The sequence below is a fragment of the Aliihoeflea sp. PC F10.4 genome (assembly GCF_054612275.1).
The window spans coordinates 140,944-159,501 of sequence record NZ_JBTSWH010000001.1; the positions used below are offsets into that span (position 1 = coordinate 140,944).

15 protein-coding genes are annotated in these 18,558 nt (G+C 62.2%); 9 read left to right on the top strand and 6 right to left on the bottom strand.

The features are described 5' to 3' along the window. The first annotated feature begins 62 nt into the window (after nucleotides 1-62). Nucleotides 63-536 (top strand): GNAT family N-acetyltransferase, encoded by a 474-nt coding sequence (locus tag ACX82Z_RS00630; protein ID WP_459586224.1) that lies wholly within the window; start codon nucleotides 63-65, stop codon nucleotides 534-536. 30 nt (nucleotides 537-566) lie between these two features. Here ACX82Z_RS00630 and ACX82Z_RS00635 read toward each other — a convergent pair whose 3' ends face one another. From ACX82Z_RS00635 to ACX82Z_RS00645, 3 genes are all read right to left on the bottom strand, one after another. Then, nucleotides 567-1,541, bottom strand: a complete 975-nt coding sequence (locus ACX82Z_RS00635) for a WD40 repeat domain-containing protein (protein WP_459586225.1) — start codon at nucleotides 1,539-1,541, stop codon at nucleotides 567-569. A gap of 3 nt (nucleotides 1,542-1,544) precedes the next feature. Continuing rightward, a complete protein-coding gene (locus ACX82Z_RS00640; RefSeq protein ID WP_459586226.1) occupies nucleotides 1,545-2,603 on the bottom strand; it encodes a CobW family GTP-binding protein in 1,059 nt (352 codons plus the stop codon). Between the two features lie 73 nt (nucleotides 2,604-2,676). Further along, complete coding sequence (locus tag ACX82Z_RS00645; protein ID WP_459586227.1) at nucleotides 2,677-3,432, bottom strand: creatininase family protein; 756 nt, start codon at nucleotides 3,430-3,432, stop codon at nucleotides 2,677-2,679. 96 nt (nucleotides 3,433-3,528) lie between these two features. On the opposite strand from ACX82Z_RS00645, the gene ACX82Z_RS00650 reads away from it, so the two are divergent. From ACX82Z_RS00650 to ACX82Z_RS00670, 5 genes are all read left to right on the top strand, one after another. After that, entirely contained in the window at nucleotides 3,529-4,017 is a 489-nt protein-coding gene (locus ACX82Z_RS00650) for a MarR family winged helix-turn-helix transcriptional regulator (protein ID WP_459586228.1), read from the top strand. Nucleotides 4,018-4,096: 79 nt separating this feature from the next. Beyond that, a complete protein-coding gene (locus ACX82Z_RS00655; protein ID WP_459591202.1) occupies nucleotides 4,097-5,038 on the top strand; it encodes a DMT family transporter in 942 nt (313 codons plus the stop codon). Nucleotides 5,039-5,103: 65 nt separating this feature from the next. After that, a complete protein-coding gene (locus tag ACX82Z_RS00660) occupies nucleotides 5,104-6,123 on the top strand; it encodes a LacI family DNA-binding transcriptional regulator (protein ID WP_459591203.1) in 1,020 nt (339 codons plus the stop codon). 30 nt (nucleotides 6,124-6,153) lie between these two features. After that, nucleotides 6,154-7,110, top strand: a complete 957-nt coding sequence (locus ACX82Z_RS00665; protein ID WP_459586229.1) for a 2-hydroxyacid dehydrogenase — start codon at nucleotides 6,154-6,156, stop codon at nucleotides 7,108-7,110. 89 nt (nucleotides 7,111-7,199) lie between these two features. Beyond that, on the top strand, nucleotides 7,200-7,577 hold the full coding sequence (locus tag ACX82Z_RS00670) for a hypothetical protein (protein WP_459586230.1): 378 nt from the start codon (nucleotides 7,200-7,202) through the stop codon (nucleotides 7,575-7,577). A 196-nt stretch (nucleotides 7,578-7,773) separates the two neighbouring features. Here ACX82Z_RS00670 and ACX82Z_RS00675 read toward each other — a convergent pair whose 3' ends face one another. Next, nucleotides 7,774-8,547 carry a gamma-glutamyl-gamma-aminobutyrate hydrolase family protein gene (locus ACX82Z_RS00675; RefSeq protein ID WP_459586231.1) on the bottom strand — a complete coding sequence of 258 codons (774 nt, stop codon included), beginning with the start codon at nucleotides 8,545-8,547 and terminating at the stop codon, nucleotides 7,774-7,776. A gap of 287 nt (nucleotides 8,548-8,834) precedes the next feature. Here ACX82Z_RS00675 and ACX82Z_RS00680 point away from each other — a divergent pair, with 287 nt between their 5' ends. Further along, the gene (locus tag ACX82Z_RS00680) at nucleotides 8,835-9,935 is read left to right on the top strand and encodes a TRAP transporter substrate-binding protein (protein ID WP_459586232.1); all 1,101 of its coding nucleotides are present in this window, start codon (nucleotides 8,835-8,837) and stop codon (nucleotides 9,933-9,935) included. A gap of 67 nt (nucleotides 9,936-10,002) precedes the next feature. On the opposite strand, the gene ACX82Z_RS00685 is transcribed toward ACX82Z_RS00680, so the two are convergent. Then, on the bottom strand, nucleotides 10,003-11,046 hold the full coding sequence (locus ACX82Z_RS00685; RefSeq protein ID WP_459586233.1) for a threonine aldolase family protein: 1,044 nt from the start codon (nucleotides 11,044-11,046) through the stop codon (nucleotides 10,003-10,005). A 439-nt stretch (nucleotides 11,047-11,485) separates the two neighbouring features. Between ACX82Z_RS00685 and gltB the strand changes: the two genes are divergently transcribed. Both gltB and ACX82Z_RS00695 read left to right on the top strand, forming a co-directional pair. Then, nucleotides 11,486-16,198, top strand: coding sequence for a glutamate synthase large subunit (gene gltB, locus ACX82Z_RS00690; protein ID WP_459586234.1), 4,713 nt, complete (start codon nucleotides 11,486-11,488; stop codon nucleotides 16,196-16,198). A gap of 65 nt (nucleotides 16,199-16,263) precedes the next feature. After that, the gene (locus ACX82Z_RS00695) at nucleotides 16,264-17,721 is read left to right on the top strand and encodes a glutamate synthase subunit beta (protein ID WP_459586235.1); all 1,458 of its coding nucleotides are present in this window, start codon (nucleotides 16,264-16,266) and stop codon (nucleotides 17,719-17,721) included. Here ACX82Z_RS00695 and hisN read toward each other — a convergent pair whose 3' ends face one another. Continuing rightward, nucleotides 17,722-18,495 (bottom strand): histidinol-phosphatase, encoded by a 774-nt coding sequence (hisN, locus tag ACX82Z_RS00700; protein ID WP_459586236.1) that lies wholly within the window; start codon nucleotides 18,493-18,495, stop codon nucleotides 17,722-17,724. Nucleotides 18,496-18,558: the final 63 nt, after the last annotated feature.

Genomic DNA, 18,558 nt, shown 5'->3' on the forward strand with positions numbered 1-18,558 from the left:
AAGATATTAAAAATGCTAATCGCGCGATTGACGTTTTGTACGGAAACGTTCAGAGCCGCGACATGACCGATATCCAGCCGATCGTCCCGGAAAATCTTGGCTCCGTTCTCGAACTCAATACGCTTCATGAAAACGAGTTGTCGGCGCTCGATACGGTGCGGCTGAAGCAGCTTGTGGACGCAGCCTATTTGGCCGGTGTCGTCGGCAATGCGGACGCGTTCATCATCGCGTTTGACGAGACGAGCGATTACGACAGCCCGAATTTTATCTGGTTTCGCGAGCGCTACCCGCGCTTCGCCTATGTCGACCGGATCGCGGTGGCGGAGCACGCGCGCGGTCGCGGTCTGGCGCGCCGGCTTTATGAAGCTTTGTTCAAAAAGGCAGCGGCGGATGGTCATGACCTGATCGCCTGCGAAGTCAATCTCGACCCGCCCAACCCGGCGTCGGACGCTTTTCATGCCGCGCTCGGCTTTCGCGAAGTCGGTACGGCCGGCTATGGGAAAAAGACCGTGCGGTACTTCATCAAGGAACTGTAGCGGGGCGGCGCTTTCGGCCGCCCTGATGCTTCAGCCCGAAATATCGATGACGCCGCAATCGCCGGTCTCGGAGCCGAAGACGATGCGGCGGCCTTCGCGATCCCAGTCCATCGACGTAATCGCAGCCTTGCCCGGACGGCGCAGGAGGATTTCCTTTGCATCGGCCACGCGCACGGCCATGACCATGCCGTCGCCATAGCCGATGGCGAGGATTTCTTCCGCCGGGTGAAAGGCGACTGCGGTCGCCATCGTATCGCCGCGCGTGCCGAGTTCCAGCGGGGCCTTGCCCATCGGCCCGTCCTTGGTCTGGAACGGCCATACGATTGCGGCCGGCGCACCGGAACTCGCCAGCCATTTGCCTTTCGGTCCCCACGACATGCTTTTCACCTTGGCCGGATAGCCGGTCATGCGCATGTGCTTGCCGTCGGAAAGCCGCCAGCCGTGCAGCGCGTTTTCCTGCATGGCGGTGACGAGGAAATTGCCGTCCGGCGAAAAGGTCACGCCGATATGCGCGCCCGGCCATTCAAGCTCCACCGGCTTGCCGGCGGTGGCCGGAAAATGCAGCGTTGCCCCATTGTAGCGGGCTACGGCTAAGCGCATGCCCTTCGGCGCGAAGGCGAGACCTTCCGCCGAGCGCGGGTGCTGTAAATCGATAAAATTGCCATCGGGCAGGCACACATACACTGTGCGGCCGCTGCCAAACGCCACCGCACCGCGCGGCCCAGTGGCGAGCGCGGTTACCCATTTGCCGATGATGCCGGCAATGTCTTTCGCTTCGCCCGTGGAAGAGATCGCACAGACGCGGCCATCTTCGCCGCCGGTGATCAGCGATTTGCCGTCAAGCGCCGCCACGGCGCATAAAAGTCCGTCATGCGCCTCGACGGTTTTGTGACCGTGATCGAGGCGGTGGACCGTTCCGTCGGCCATCGCGAAATGGGGAACATCGGAAATGAAGGCGGCCGTTATGCAATGGCCGTCGAGATCGAGCGGGGCGACTGTCGGCATCTGTCAGGCGGCGACCGGCTGTGCCTGGCAGGCTTCGAAGGTGCGGCGCAGGCGTTCCTCGTCAAGATCGCGGCCGATGAAGACGAGACGGCTCTCGCGCTTTTCTCCGTCCTTCCATGCGCGCTGGTGATCGCCCTCGATGATCATGTGGACGCCCTGCACGACATAGCGCTCCGGATCGTCCTTGATCGCGATGATGCCCTTGAGACGCAGGATGCTCGGCCCGTCCATCTGCGTGGTCTTTTCAAGCCACGGAAAGAACTTCTTCGGGTCCATGTCGCCGCCGCGCAGCGAGATCGACTTCACAGTCGCGTCGTGGATCGGCGAGGCGTGGTCGTGATGATGGTCATGGCCGCAATCGGGACCGTGAACATGGTCGTGATCGTGGCTGTGCTCGTGATCATGATCGCCATCGAGGAAGTGCGGATCGTTGTCGAGCGCGCGGGAAAGGTCGAACGCGCCGCGGTCGAGAACTTCGCGCAGATCGATCGCCGAACGCTCGGTCCGGTGGATGCGCGCGGATGGGTTGATCGCACGGATCGTCGCTTCGACGGCGCGAAGTTCGTCGGCGCTGACGAGATCGGTCTTGTTCAAAAGAACCACGTCGGCGAAAGCGATCTGGTCCTCGGCCTCCTTCGAATCCTTCAGGCGAAGCGGCAGGTGCTTCGCATCGACCAGTGCGACGACGGCGTCGAGCTTCGTCTTTGCGCGCACGTCATCGTCCATGAAGAAGGTCTGTGCGACGGGGGCAGGGTCTGCAAGGCCGGTGGTCTCGACCAGAATCGCGTCGAAGCGGCCGGGGCGGCGCATCAATGCCTCGACGGTGCGGATCAAATCGCCGCGCACCGTGCAGCAGATACAGCCATTGTTCATTTCGTAGATTTCCTCGTCGGATTCCACGATCAGGTCGTTGTCGATGCCGATCTCGCCGAATTCGTTGACGATGACCGCGTAGCGCTTGCCGTGATCTTCGGTGAGGATGCGGTTCAAAAGCGTCGTCTTGCCGGAGCCGAGATAGCCGGTGAGGACGGTGACGGGAATCTGGGTTTGCGGATCGGCCATGGCCGCGTCTCCTTGAATGGAGGAAAGGGAAGTCGGCCCGATATAGGACGTCACGATCCGATTTGCACGGGGGTCAACGCAGAGATGAAACGTCGAATTTATCGATGTCGCGAATGAGGTCGGCAAGGCCGGCGACGCTATGATCCAGGATGCGCTCGCCCTTGTCGGCACTTGCACCTGCTGCGTTTCCGGTGACGCCGTCGAGCGACAGATCCGACATCTTCCAACCGAAGGCATGCGGGCCGTAGGCGCGCAGATGCGTGAAGTCCTTTTCGAAACGGGATTGAGCGGAGGGGAAGTCGCGAGCCTTATCCATGTCGACAAGGTCGGGGCGGATCGCCAGCATTACGCTCGTCTCGATCAGGCCGCCGTGAATGCCGATGGCCTTTTCATGCGGGCTGACGATATCGGCCGGATAGCCGAAGCGTGTCCAACTCGTCGCGACGGCAAGCATCGCGTGGCGCACGCGAAGTTCGGTCGCCACCACCGTCATCAGCGGCGAGTTGCCGCCATGGGCGTTGAGCATGACGAATTTACGTGTGCCTTGCGCGGCGAGTTGTGCGCCAATGCCGATCCAGCGGTTCACCGCTTCGTCGAAGCGCAGTGTCTTGCTGCCCTCGACATCCATGTGCTCGGGCGAATATCCAACCGGTTCGACGGGCAGGATATCGAGCGGAATTTCGCCGGCAAGATGGTCCTTCAGCCGGCTCGCGACCGCCTCCGCGATCAGCGTATCGGTCTCGAACGGCAGATGCGGGCCGTGCTGCTCGGTTGCGCCCAGCGGCAGGACGGCAATCCTGCGCGCGGCGTTTGTTTCGCTGGCTGTCATGTTTCTGATATGTAGCTATGGCATATCGGCGCTGAGGTCATCGGTCCAAGCTAATGCATCGGGCCGCAAATTTAAATGTCAGGATGGGATGCCAGCATGGCCAAGGGCGACAAGCGAGCGATTGCAATGAGGCTCCAGTCGGCTGCGAGGCTGACGCGAACGGCACTCGCCGCGCGGCTCCTCGGACATGGGCTTTATGCCGGCCAGGAGCAAATCATCATGGCGCTCGCCGAAACCGACGGGCAGACGCCCGGCCAGCTTGCCAACAGGCTCGGCGTGCGGCCGCCCACCATCACGAAGACGATCAACCGGCTTCAGGTGCAGGGCTTCGTCGCCAAGCAGGCATCCGAAACGGACGCACGGCAGGCGCATGTGTTTCTGGCCGAACCGGGACGTGACGCGATCAAGTCGATCGAAAAGAGCCTGAAAAAGACCGAAAAGCAGGCCTTGAAGGGCCTCGACAAGAAAGACCAGAAAACCCTCGCAAAGCTTCTCGGGCAGATCGAAGCCAATCTCTCGGCTATCGTCGAGGAAGAAGACGACGACGAAGAGGTCGTCGAGGAGCCGATCGAGACCGCCGCCTGAGAGAAACTTTCGGCTTTTCGCTTGCACTGACGGCGTGAAGCTTCCAAACACGGCACGTGCCCAGACGGATGCCGATCTTTTGTCCCAACCTTCCACTTCGACCGACACAGCCACGCCTTTTTCGGCGATCCTTCTCGTTCTCGTCGCCGGGCTGATATTCTCCTTTCTCGATACGAGCGCGAAATATCTCGTCCAGTCGGGCATGGAAGCGCCGTTCGTCGCGTGGGTGCGCTTCGCCGTTCATGTCGTGCTGGTGCTGATCGCGTTTCGGGCGTGGACGAACCGCGCCATGTTCACGGTCGTCAGCCTGCCGCGTCAGGTCATACGCGGGATCTTCCTGTTTGGCTCGACGATTTTCAATTTCTTCGCGCTGCAAACGCTTCAGCTTGCCGAAACGGTGTCGATCTTCTTCTTCGCGCCGATGGTCATCACCGCGCTTGCCGGGCCGCTATTGGGTGAATGGGCAGGCTGGCGCCGGTGGCTCGCCATCGTGGTTGGTTTCGTCGGCGTTCTGGTCATCACGCGGCCGGGCTACAGCGCGTTCGGCATCGGCCATTTCTATATTTTCTGCGCGATGGGCTGCTATTGTCTCTACGTCATCATGACGCGGCAGATGGGCGCGAAGGAAACGGCCGAGAGCCTGATCTTCTATTCGGCGCTCGCGCCCGTCATCCTGATGGCCCCGACCGTGCCACTCTATGGATCGTTGCCCGATACGGGCATTCAGTGGGCGGTGCTTTTGTCGCTCGGCGTCTACGGCGCGTTCGGGCACCTCCTCTTGATCCATGCTTACAAGCAGGCATCTACGTCCGCGCTCGCGCCCTATCCGTACCTCCAGATGGTCTGGATGATCGCGCTTGGCTATCTCGTATTCGGCGATCTGCCCGATCGCTGGACGCTCGTCGGATCTGGCATCATCGTGGCCAGCGGGCTTTATATAGTCCACCGCGAAACGCGTTTGCGGCTGCAAAGCCGATCCCTTCCAAACTCCGAAGCGCGCGATCTGGCAAAAAAGCTTTGAAACACGCTCCCGTGATGGCATAGGTTTAAACGGTTTAATCCTGTGTACCCTTTCGGGAGGGGGTTCTGGGCCAGAAAATCAAATTATCGAACATCGCCGATGCGCTCGGCGTGTCCACCGCAACGGTTTCGCTCGCGCTGCGAGACAGCCCGCTCGTGGCGGACACGACGCGTGATCGCATCAAGGCGCATGCGCGCGAGATCGGCTATATCTACAATCGCCGCGCCGCATCCTTGCGCACGTCGCGGTCGGGTATCGTGGGCGTCGTCGTCCACGACATCATGAACCCGTTCTTCGCCGAGATCCTGAAGTCGATCGAGCACGAACTCGACCGCTCGCGCCAGACTTTCATCCTGTCCAATCACTATGACGATCTGGAAAAGCAGCGAAACTTCATCGATACGCTTTTGCAGCTTGGGGCCGACGGCGTGATCATGTCGCCGGCGATCGGGACGCCGGCGAAGGATATCATGATGGCCGAGGAAAACGGCCTGCCGGCGGTGCTGATCGCGCGTTCGGTGGAGGGCGTGGACGTTCCGGTCTTTCGCGGTGACGACGCGTTCGGGGTCGGGCTTGCCACGGACCATCTGATCGGCCTTGGCCATACGCGCATCGCGATGATCGGCGGGACGGACCAGACTTCAACGGGCCGCGAGCGCTATCGCGGCTATGTCGTCGCGATGAAGCGCGCGGGCCTCGATCCGCGTCCGCAATGGCGCATCGCCGGCCCGCGCACCAAGCAGGGCGGCTTCGATGCGGTTGGCCAGTTCCTCAACCTTCCCGATAAACCCACGGCCGCCGTCTGCTGGAACGACCTTGTCGCCATCGGCTTGATGAACGGCCTTGCGCGCGCCGGGCTCCGGCCTGGAATCGACATTTCGGTGATCGGCTATGACGATCTCGAAGAGGCGGCGATTGCGACACCGGCATTGACGACCGTCTGGAACGGCCAGCGCGAGGTCGGCCGCCAGGCGGCGAAAGCCCTCGTTGATCGGCTGTCCGGTGTAGAGGTTCACGGCGATCAGGACCTGATCACGCCGGAACTCCACATTCGCCAGTCGACCTCAGCACCGCACGACGCCTGACCAAAAACGATTTTCGAAAAGGAGAACGCCATGCCGGAGAAGAACCTGAAAGACGTTACGCTTCTGGTTCATGGCAAGCCGCATCCGCACGCGGCAAAGCGCCTGGAGGAGACGTTCACGCTGGTGAACTCGCCGGATGCGCCTGACGGGATAATTGGCGTCGCAGTGATGGGAAAAGACGTCGATCCGGCTTTTCTGGACGGCCTGCCCAATGTGGAAATCGTGTCGAGCTTCGGCGTCGGCTACGATCACGTCGATGCGAGCCACGCCGCGACGCGGAACGTCGTCGTTACGAATACGCCGGACGTTTTGACGGACGAGGTCGCCGATACGGCCATCGGATTGCTGATCAATGCGGTGCGCGAACTGCCGAAGGCCGAACAATGGCTGCGCGACGGGCGGTGGAAGGGCGAGGGGCCGTATCGCCTGACAAGAGGCACGCTGCGCGGCCGCCGGGTCGGTATTTTCGGAATGGGCCGCATCGGGCTCGCCATCGCCAAGCGGATCGAGGCGTTCGGCCTGCCGGTGAGCTACCACAATCGGCGCCGTGTCGACGGGGTCGACTACCAGTATTTCGACAGCCTCGTCGAACTGGCTGCCAATGTCGACACGCTGATCTCCGTCGCTCCCTCGACACCGCAGACCCAGAAGATCGTCAATGCCGAAATCCTCGCAGCGCTCGGGCCGACCGGCGTGTTCGTCAATATCGGGCGCGGCAATACCGTGGACGAGGAGGCGCTTGCCGCCGCGCTTCATGACGGCACGATCCAGGCTGCCGGCCTCGACGTCTTCGAAGACGAGCCGAACGTGCCGCAGGCCCTGCTCGACGCGGAGAACGCAAGCCTGTTGCCGCATGTGGGTTCGGCAACGCTCCATACACGACAGGCCATGGCCGATCTCGTCGTTGACAATTTGATTGCGTGGTTTTCGCGCGGCGAAGCGCTAACGCCGGTCGCCGAGACGAAGGATCTGGCAAAGCGCAGGTGACGGTGCCTTTTTCGCGCCGCAAGTAAGGTTTAACGCGTCGTTAACCATGAAGGTTCAGTCTCGGGCGGGGAGGCGAACGGAGTGACGACATGAAGACCACCCTTGCCGCTCTCGCCGCGACTGTCGCGCTCATCGCGCTTGCGCAAGGTGTTCGTGAGGATGCGGGCACGGCCCGCGCCGAGATGAACAATCCGAGCGACTACATGCTCATTTCGGGCGATGTGGAATGCCGCCTCTCGCAGGGCGACGTTCGCCAAAAGGTCGCGCGGCTTTCCGTCGATCCTACTTGCGACAGTGCCGCAAGCCCCATCGCGCAGGCCGCCATGATCGAGGAAAAGGACGATGGCACGATCGACCTTCTCGGCGCGGACGGCACGGCGGTCATCCGCTTTGCGGCGGCCGAGGGCGGCACGCATGTATCCTACGAGCCGCAATCGCCGCTCGTTCGCCTCGTCGCCATCGACTGACAGGGTCGAGAGCCTTTCATTCTCATACGGAATCATTCTGCCGGTGAATTAACCCGGCCCTAAAGGGTTTCCCGCTGGCGGGCACCCGCTTCGTCGTACGGACTTGGCCGTATCCAGATACGACCTTCACCGTCCTTCTCGCGGATTGCCACGCCATCGGAGAAACAGAATCGCTTCCGTATAAGAAAGAAAGGCTCTATTCGGCCGCGCTCGCCAGCCCGAGACGGGCTGCCTCATGCGCGCGCACGGCTTCGCCGAACGCCTCGAAGATGCGCGCGGATGCCTGATCGCTCGACGCCCAGTATTCGGGGTGCCACTGCACGCCGACGGCGAAAGCCTTCGATCCGATGACCGATACGGCCTCGATCGTGCCGTCTTCGGCGACTGCTTCGGCTTGAAGCTTCGGCGCGATCTCGCCGATCGCCTGCCGGTGAACCGAGTTGACCTTGATTTCCTGCGCGCCGAACACGCCCGCAAGGCAGGTCCCGCTCTTGATGCGCACCGACTGGCGGATCGCGAAGCGTTCGTTCTGGTCGGGGCTGTCAGGCGCGCGGTGGTCCCACATGCCTTCACCCTCCTGAATTTCCGTCGCCAGCGAGCCGCCGAGCGCCACGTTTAGTTCCTGAATGCCGCGGCAGATGGCCAGAAGCGGCACGCCGCGCTCGATCGCCTTGCGGATCAGCGGCATGGTCGTCGCGTCGCGCGCCTCGTCGTAAGGACCATTCGCTTCGCTCGCATCGCCGCCGTAAAGCGACGGATGGACGTTCGACTTCGACCCGGTCAGTAACACGCCGTCGACGCGAGACAAGAGCGCGTCGAAATCGATGCGGTTGCCGAACGAGGGCAGCAAAAGCGGCAATATGCCGGCCTGCGAAAGCGCGGCCTCCAGATACTGGCTGGGCGCTGCGTGCCAGGTGTAGTTCTCGAACTGGCGAATGTCGGTCGACACGGCGACAAGCGGCTGGGTCACGGATGTTGGTCCTGCAATGATCGTCTCGGCAATATCTAGCGCGAAACGGAGCTGACTCCAAGTCGTCGCGCGATAAGCACGGCATCATATCTGCACATGAAACAGGCAGTTTTGTCGAGCTAACGCAAGGCGTTAGTCAAGTTTTGGCGGTGTGCTTCTTGGCGCTGGACTTGAGGTCTTCGGCGTGTATGTATACGGCCCGGCCTCGGGGGGAGGACGCGCTTACGTGTCATACCGGATTCCCGAAAACCGACATGCATTTTGAGGTCCATTACGGGAGGTTTCTTATGGATCGTCGTTCCTTTCTGACAAAAGCCGGTTTTGCCGGCGCCGGCGCTGTCGCCGCATCCACGACGCTTGCCGCACCGGCGATCGCGCAGGGCAACCAGACCTGGCGCATGGTCACCACGTGGCCGCGCAATTTTCCGGGCATGGGCGTTGGCGCGCAGCGCCTCGGCGAACGCATCACGGCTGCCTCGGGCGGTCGCCTGACCGTGCAGGTCTATTCGGCCGGCGAACTCGTGCCGCCGCTCCAGTCGCTCGATGCCGTCATCGACGGCAATGCCGAGATGAGCCATGGCGCTGCCTATTACTGGCAGAACAAGAGCCAGGGCCTCTCCTTCTTCACCGGCGTTCCCTTCGGCATGACCTCGCGCGAACTCACCGGCTGGGTGCGCTATCTCGGCGGTCAGGAAATCTGGGACGAAATCTATGACCAGTTCGGCGTTCAGGGCTTCCTGTCGGGCGACACTGGCACGCAGGCCGGCGGCTGGTTCCGCAACGAACTGACCGGTGTTTCCGACATTCAGGGCCTTCGCTTCCGCACACCCGGCCTCGGCGGTCAGGTCTGGCAGCAACTCGGCGCATCGGTCACCAACATGGCGGCGGGCGAAATCTTCCAGGCGCTCCAGTCGGGCACGCTCGACGCGGCCGAATTCGTCGGTCCCTATAACGATCTCGCGCTCGGTTTCTATCAGATCGCCAAGAACTACTATTTCCCGAGCTTCATCGAGCCTGGTCTGGCGACCGAACTCGTCGTCGACAAGGCGAAGTATCAGGCCCTGCCAGACGATCTTCAGGCGATCATCCGCGATGTCTGCCAAGCCGAATACGATGCCGTCGCCGCCGACTTTGCGGCCAACGATCCGCGCGCGCTTCAGACGCTCGTCAACGATCATGGCGTGCAGATCCGGCAGTTCCCGGACGAGATTCTCGAGGCAGGCGCCGCCGCATCGAAGGAAATCCTTCAGGGTCTCCTCGATTCGTCCGATCCGCTGACCAAGAAGACTGCTGAAAGCTTCGTTCAGGCGTTCAACATCGTTCGCCAGAAGACGGACGGCACGGACTCGCTGTTCGTTCAGGCTCGCGAGCGGTATTTCGAAATCTGACGGCTGGACCGTTCATGCGGAAAGGCTCGGGAGCGATCCCGGGCCTTTTTCATTTGGAAGTGCAATTTCAGGCGATCAGCCTGCCGATTTCGTCGACCTCGTCTTCACTGGTCGCGAAGCTGGTGACGAACCGGCACAAGGTTTCGTCCGGCCTGACATCGAGGCCGCTCGGCGTCGGCCATGCGTAGAACACCGCGCCCTTTTCCTTGAGTTCGTCCGCGAGGCCCTTGGGCAGAATCGGGAACACCTCGTTCGCTTCCGGCTTCCAGCCAAGGCGCGCATTCGGCGAGGCGGTGAAATGACCGGCAAGGCGGGCCGCCATCGCATTTGCATGACGCGCGGTCGTCAGCCACAGATCGTTGGCGAAATAGGCCTCGAACTGGGCGGCGATGAAACGGGACTTGGAGAAAAGCTGCGCGGCCCGCTTGCGTATGAACGGAAAATCCCTCGCCTTGTCCGGGTCGAAGAAGATCACCGCCTCCGCGCACCAGCAGCCGTTCTTCGTGCCACCGAACGACAGGACATCGACACCGCGCTTCCAGGTCATCTCGGCGGGCGAGACGTCGAGCGAGACGAGCGCGTTGGCAAAGCGCGCACCGTCCATATGCAGCGGGATGCCATGTTCTTTGGCCAGACTGGAAATCGCGTCGATTTGCGCAAGCGAGTAGACCGTGCCGACTTCGCTTGCTTGCGTGATCGTGACGGCGGCCGGACGTCCTCCATGCACGAATTCGGGCGGAAAGCGCTCGATCGCCGCCTTCAACCGGTCGGGGTCGATGCGGCCGAGCGGTCCGTCGACCTGATGGAGGCGCGAGCCCCCCATGAAATATTCCGGCGCGCCGCACTCGTCCGCGCTGACATGCGCCTCGCGATGGCAAAAGGAGACGCCGCCAGCCCGGTCGAAGGCGGTCAGCGCGAGCGAATTGGCCGCCGTGCCCGTTCCGACGAAAAAGACGGCGACGTCGCGCTCGAAGATTTCGCTAAATTTCGCCTCGACCTCGCGGTCGAGATCGCTGGCTCCATAGGCTGGTACGAACCCTGCGGATCGTGTCACCAGATTGCGCGCGATGTCGGGATGGGCGCCGGCCCAGTTGTCGGAGGCAAAATACATGGGATGGAACCTGTTGATCGTTTGCGCCTGTCAAACCAGCTTGGTTGGGGCATGACAAGCATTTAACGGCCGCGTGAATCCAGCTTTGCAAAAATTGCATCGAGGCTCAAATAGGCGAAACAATATGTCGCTCGCCGCCTGTTTTTTTTGCACTTGCATCTTGTGCGGGCTTTGGATTTCTGTCATACCGAATTTAGGACAGTAATGCTGTCTTATTTGCGGTTTGCCCGGCGGGTGGATGGCACGGTAAGATGCCATCTTCGACGGGCGCCGCTTGGCACGATGTACCGGGCTGGTGCCGACAGGGCGGTTTGATCCGTACCGATGGTCGGCGAAGCGACCCATAGACATATATGCCGCGACTGCAAGAATGGGTGCGCGTGAAAGTGCGCCCGGAGGACGAGACGACCGCCCGCACGAAGGGCTACGGAGAGATGCCATGAGCGAGAAGACGCAAGCTGTGATGCCCGGATCGACGCCGGCCGTGCAGACCAAAGCGACTGCCCGCAAAGCCGGCATCCCTCATGCGCAGGGTCTTTACGATCCACGCAACGAGCACGATGCATGCGGCGTCGGCTTCATCGCGAACATGAAGGGCACGAAGTCGCACCAGATCGTCAAAGACGGGCTTTTTATGCTCGAAAACCTGACGCATCGCGGCGCGGTCGGCGCGGACCCCCTTATGGGCGACGGCGCGGGCGTGCTTGTCCAGATACCCGACCGCTTTTTCCGCGAGGAGATGGCGGCGCAGGGCGTGGACCTGCCAGAACCCAACCATTATGCCGTCGGCCATATCTTCATGCCGACCGATCCCGATCTTCGCGAGAGAACCGAGGCGATCATCGCCGAAGTCGTGCAGCAGGAAGGCCAGACGCTCCTCGGCTTCCGCGACGTGCCGGTCGACAATTCGTCCCTGTCGAAGGCTCCGGACATCGCGGCAAGCGAGCCGGTTCACCGGCAGGTCTTCATCGGCCGCAACGCCGCCATTACCGACGATGACGAGTTCGAGCGCCGGCTCTACATCCTGCGCAAGGCGATCTCGGCGCGGCTCTTCGTTGAGGCCGGCGGGCGCGACGAAGGCGCTTACACGGTATCGCTGTCCTCGCGCACGATCGTCTATAAAGGCATGTTCCTCGCCTATCAGGTGGGCGCCTATTACACCGACCTTGCCGATCCGCGCTTCGAAAGCGCGCTGATCCTTGTTCACCAGCGTTTTTCGACCAACACCTTCCCATCCTGGAAGCTGGCGCATCCTTATCGCATGGTCGCGCATAATGGCGAGATCAACACGCTGCGCGGCAACGTGAACTGGATGGCGGCGCGGCAGGCGTCGGTCGATTCCGAACTTTTCGGCAACGACATTTCGAAGCTGTGGCCAATTTCCTATGAAGGCCAGTCGGACACGGCGTGCTTCGACAATGCGCTCGAATTTCTCTTCCAGGGCGGCTATTCGCTGACCCATGCGGCGATGATGCTGATCCCGGAAGCATGGGCCGGCAACAAGCTGATGAGCGAAGAGCGCCGCGCGTTCTACGAATATCACGCTGCGCTGATGGAGCCGTGGGACGGCCCGGCCGCCGTGGTCTTTACCGATGGTCGCCAGATCGGCGCGACGCTCGACCGCAACGGTCTTCGCCCGGCGCGCTACATCGTGACCGACGACGACCGTGTCATCATGGCGTCGGAAGCCGGCGTGCTGCCGGTGCCGGAAGAAAACGTCGTGACAAAATGGCGGCTCCAGCCGGGCCGTATGCTTTTGATCGATATGGATCAGGGTCGCATTATCTCCGACGACGAGATCAAGACCGAGATCGCCTCGCAGCACCCCTACCGGCAGTGGCTGAAGAACACGCAGCTCATTTTGGAGGAGCTGAAGCCGGTCCAGCCGCGCGCGCCGCGCAACGACGTGTCGCTGATCGATCGCCAGCAGGTGTTCGGCTATACGCAGGAAGACACCAAGATCCTGATGTCGCCAATGGCGACGACGGGCATGGAAGCGATCGGCTCGATGGGCACCGATACGCCGATTTCGGCGATGTCCGACAAGTCGAAGCTGCTCTACACCTATTTCAAGCAGAACTTCGCGCAGGTGACGAACCCGCCGATCGACCCGATCCGCGAGGAACTCGTCATGAGCCTCGTCTCCTTTATCGGGCCGCGGCCGAACATCTTCGACCTCGTCGGCTCTTCGCGCCGCAAGCGGCTTGAGGTGCGCCAGCCGATCCTGACGAACGGCGATCTGGAGAAGATCCGCTCGATCGGCCATACCGAGGATCGGTTCGACACACGGACGATCGACATCACCTATTCGTCGGCGGAAGGCGCGTCCGGCATGCAGGGCGCCGTCGAGCGCCTGTGCGAGCGCGCCGAGGCGGCCGTCGTCGGCGGCTACAACATCATCATCCTCTCGGATCGTCAGGTCGGACCCGATCGCATCGCCATCCCGGCGCTTTTGGCGACCGCCGCCGTTCACCATCACCTGATCCGCAAGGGCATGCGCACGGCCGTCGGTCTCGTGGTGGAATCGGGCGAGCCGCGCGAGGTGCATCACTTCGCCTGTCTTGCCGGTTTCGGTGCCGAGGCGATCAACCCCTATCTCGCCTTCGATACCTTGACCGAGATGCATCGGCGCGGCGACTTTCCGCCGGAAGTCGATGCCGGCGAAGTCGTCTATCGCTACATCAAGTCGATCGGAAAGGGCATCCTCAAGGTCATGTCCAAGATGGGCATTTCGACCTATCAGTCCTATTGCGGCGCGCAGATTTTCGACGCGATCGGTCTCAATTCCGAATTCGTCGAGCGCTTCTTTTTCGGCACGGCGACCACGATCGAGGGCGTCGGGCTCGACGAGATCGCAGACGAAACGGTGCTGCGCCACGAATCCGCCTTCAGCGACGACCCGGTGCTGAAGAACGCGCTCGAAGTCGGCGGCGAATATATGTACCGCATTCGCGGCGAGGCCCATATGTGGTCGCCCGACGCGGTCGCAACGCTTCAGCATTCGGTCCGCCTCAATTCGTGGGAGACGTACAAGCAGTATTCCGCGCAGATCGACGGCAGCGCCGCCGACGCGAAATCCATTCGCGGTCTTTTCAAGATCAAGCTCGCGACCGAGACAGGCCGCGCACCGGTGCCGCTCGACGAGGTGGAATCGGCGACCGACCTCGTCAAGCGCTTCTCGACAGGCGCGATGTCGTTCGGCTCGATCAGCCGCGAGGCGCATTCGACGCTCGCCGTTGCGATGAACCGCATCGGCGGCAAGTCGAACACGGGCGAGGGCGGCGAGGAGCCGGACCGGTATTTCCCGCTGCGCGACGGTTCGCCCAACCCAGAGCGTTCGGCGATCAAGCAGGTCGCATCCGGCCGCTTCGGCGTGACGGCGGAATATCTGGTCAATTCCGACATGATGCAGATCAAGGTCGCGCAGGGCGCGAAGCCGGGCGAGGGCGGCCAGCTTCCCGGCCACAAGGTCGATGCGACCATCGCCAAGGTGCGCCATTCGACGCCGGGTGTCGGGCTTATCTCGCCGCCGCCGCACCACGACATCTATTCGATCGAGGATCTGGCGCAGCTCATCTACGATCTGAAGAATGTGAACCCGACCGCCGACGTTTCGGTTAAGCTGGTTTCGGAAGTCGGCGTGGGAACTGTCGCGGCGGGCGTCGCCAAGGCGCGTGCCGACCACATCACCGTGTCGGGCTATGACGGCGGCACGGGCGCTTCGCCGCTGACCTCGATCAAGCATGCCGGCTCGCCGTGGGAGATGGGGCTTGCCGAGACGCACCAGACGCTGGTGCTGAACGGCTTGCGCTCACGCGTCGCGCTTCAGGTCGATGGCGGGCTTCGCACCGGCCGCGACGTGATCGTCGGTGCGCTTCTGGGTGCCGACGAATATGGTTTCTCGACCGCGCCGCTGATCGCGGCGGGCTGCATCATGATGCGCAAGTGCCACCTCAATACCTGCCCCGTGGGTGTCGCCACGCAGGACCCGGTTTTGCGCAAGCGCTTCAAGGGCACGCCTGAGCATGTCATCAACTTCTTCTTCTTCGTGGCCGAGGAAGTGCGCGAACTGCTCGCTTCGATGGGCTATCGCAAGCTCGACGAAATCATCGGACAGTCCGAACTTCTTGCCAAGGACGAAGCGTTCTCGCACTGGAAGTCGAAAGGACTCGACTTTTCCAAGATGTTCTTCAAGCCCGACGCGCCGAAGGAACAGACCTACTGGACCGAGCGCCAGAAGCATCCGATCGACGACGTGCTCGACCGCAAGTTGATCGCGGAGGCCGCGCCCGCGCTCGACGCGCGCCAACCGGTCGAGATCGCTGCCGACATCCGCAACGTCGACCGTTCGACCGGCGCGATGTTGTCGGGCGAGGTCGCCAAGCGCTTCGGCCACAAGGGTCTGCGGGACGGCACGATCAATGTGACGCTGACCGGTACGGCCGGCCAGTCCTTTGCCGCATTCCTCGCCAAGGGCGTCACCTTCACGTTGATCGGCGACGGCAACGACTATGTCGGCAAGGGTCTTTCGGGCGGTCGCATCGTCATCCGCCCGCCGGAAAACACGCGCATCGTCGCCGAAGATTCCATCATCGTCGGCAACACCGTTCTATACGGCGCAACCGAGGGCGAATGCTACTTCCGCGGGTTCGCGGGCGAGCGCTTCGCCGTGCGCAATTCTGGCGCGGTCGCTGTCGTCGAGGGCGTGGGCGATCACGGCTGCGAATACATGACGGGCGGCATTGTCGTCGTGCTCGGCCGGACGGGACGCAATTTTGCGGCCGGCATGTCGGGCGGCATCGCCTATGTTCTGGACGAGGCGGGCGACTTTGCCGAACGCTGCAACATGGCGATGGTCGAGCTGGAGCCGGTGCCGGAGGAAGACGAGCTTCTCGAACGTCTCCACCACCATGGCGGCGACATCGACCACAAGGGCCGCGTCGACGTCCAAGCCGACATGACGAGCCATGACGAGGAGCGCCTCTATCAGCTCATCCGCAGCCATGTGGACCACACCGGCTCGACGCGGGGTCAGACCATTTTGGACAATTGGGCCGACTACCGCCCGAAATTCCGCAAGGTCATGCCGGTGGAATACAAACGCGCGCTGATCGAAATGGAACGCATGCGCATGGGTGTGGCGGCCGAATAGGTCGTCTCCTATAACCCTTGATCGCATTTCAAGGCCGCAAGGCTTGCAGACGATTGGACCGAACTATGGGCAAGGTAACAGGCTTTCTCGAGATCGACCGGCAGGTGCACAAATACCAGCCGGCTTCCGACCGCATCCGTCATTTCCGGGAGTTCACTCTTCCGATGTCGGAACCGGAAGTCGAGAAACAGGCGGCGCGCTGCATGGATTGCGGGATTCCGTTCTGTCATGGGCCGACGGGTTGCCCCGTCCACAACCAGATCCCGGACTGGAACGACCTCGTTTATCAAAAGGACTGGGAAGGGGCGATCCGCAACCTCCATTCGACCAACAACTTCCCCGAATGGACAGGCCGCATCTGCCCAGCGCCATGCGAGGAAGCCTGCACGCTGAACCTCGAGGACATTCCGGTCGCCATCAAGACGGTCGAGCAGGCGATTGCTGACAAGGCTTATGAGAAGGGCCTGATCCGCTCACAGCCAGCCGCCGAGAAGACCGGCAAGCGCGTAGCGATCATCGGTTCCGGCCCGGCCGGTATGGCGGCGGCGCAGCAGCTTGGCCGCGTCGGCCACGACGTCCACGTCTACGAGCGCGAGTCGAAGCCTGGCGGTCTGATGCGCTATGGCATTCCCGACTTCAAGATCGAGAAGCACTATATCGACATGCGCGTCGAGCAGATGCAGGGCGAGGGCGTGACCTTTCATTGCGGCGTCGATATCGGCACCGACAAGACGCTCGACGAGTTGACGGCCGAGTTCGACGCCGTGCTTTACTGCGGCGGATCCGAAAATCCGCGTCCGGCCGGCATTCCGGGGCTCGAACTTGCGGGTGTCCACGATGCGATGCCCTATCTCGTCCAGCAGAACCGCCGCGTCGGCGGCGAGGACATTCAGTCGCGCGCATGGGCGGCCGATCCGATCCTTTCCGGCGGCAAGCACGTCGTGGTCGTCGGTGGCGGCGACACGGCCTCGGATTGCGTGGGGACGTCGTTCCGGCAGGGCGCGGTGCGCGTGACGCAGCTCGATATCCGCCCGCAGCCGCCGGTGCGCGAGGAAAAATTGTCCGTGTGGCCCTACTGGGCGACGAAGATGCGTACCTCGTCCAGCCAGGCCGAGGGCGCAGACCGGGAATTCCAGGTCGCGACGCTCGAATTCGTGGGCGACGAAGATGGCGTTCTGACCGGCGTGAAGTGCTGCCAGGTGGACGAGAAGCGCAAGCCGATCGAAGGCACCGAGTTCATCATCAAGGCCGATCTCGCTTTCATCGCGATCGGCTTCGCCGGGCCGCTCGTCGGCGGCCTCGTCGACCAGCTTGGCGAGAACCTTATCACGACCACCGACAGGCGCGGCTCGCGAAACGTGACGGGCAACGATCAGGACTACAAAACGAATATCGACAAGCTCTTCGTCGCGGGCGACATCCGCCGTGGCCAGTCGCTGGTCGTGTGGGCCATCCGCGAAGGGCGCCAAGCCGCGCATGCCATCGACAAGGAATTGATGGGCGCGACGGTTCTGCCGCGCTGATTAGCCGTTCAGCATTTTTATCGCGGCCGCATGCAATTTTGCGGTCGCTGCCGCGACGATGAAGCCACCGCTTTCCGCCGGGCCACCATCGCGCGTCGTAATGACGCCGCCCGCCGCCTCGATGATCGGGATGAGCGCGACGATGTCGTAGGGCTGGAGGCCTGTCTCGATCACGAGATCGACCTGACCGGCCGCCAGCATGCAGTAGGCATAGCAATCCGTGCCGTAGCGAGTCAGGCGAACCGCATTCTCCACCCGGTCGTAGCTTTCCCGTTCGCCGTTAGGAAAAAGGACCGGCGTGGTCGTGCAAAGCGTCGCATCCGCCAAATCGATCGTATCACGCGTCATCAGGGTCTTTGGGCCACCGGGGCCTTCGTAATGCGCGGTGCCGTTCGTTGCGTAAAAGAGTTCTCCGGTAAAGGGCTGGCTCATCATGCCGGCGACGGCGTCGCCGTCTTCGAGAAGGCCGACCAGCGTGCCCCACAGGGGTAATCCGGAAATGAAAGCGCGGGTTCCGTCGATAGGGTCGATGACCCAGCAATGTCGGTTCGGCAGGTTCGTCGCGCCGAATTCTTCGCCCAGAATGCCATGGTCGGAAAAACTCGCCTCAATGAGCGCACGGATCGCGCGTTCGGCCTCGCGATCGCCTTCGGTCACTGGATCGAAGCCGCCTTCCAGCTTGTTGGTGATGTCATGCGGCTGGCGAAAACGCGGCAGTGTTTGCGCGGCGGCAGCGCTTGCGAACTGGCGGAGGAAGTCGGGCGTAACGTTCATAAAGGGCTCCGGTCGAACTGGCGTCTGCAATAGCGTCGGAACGCCCGGCTTGACAATTGTGCA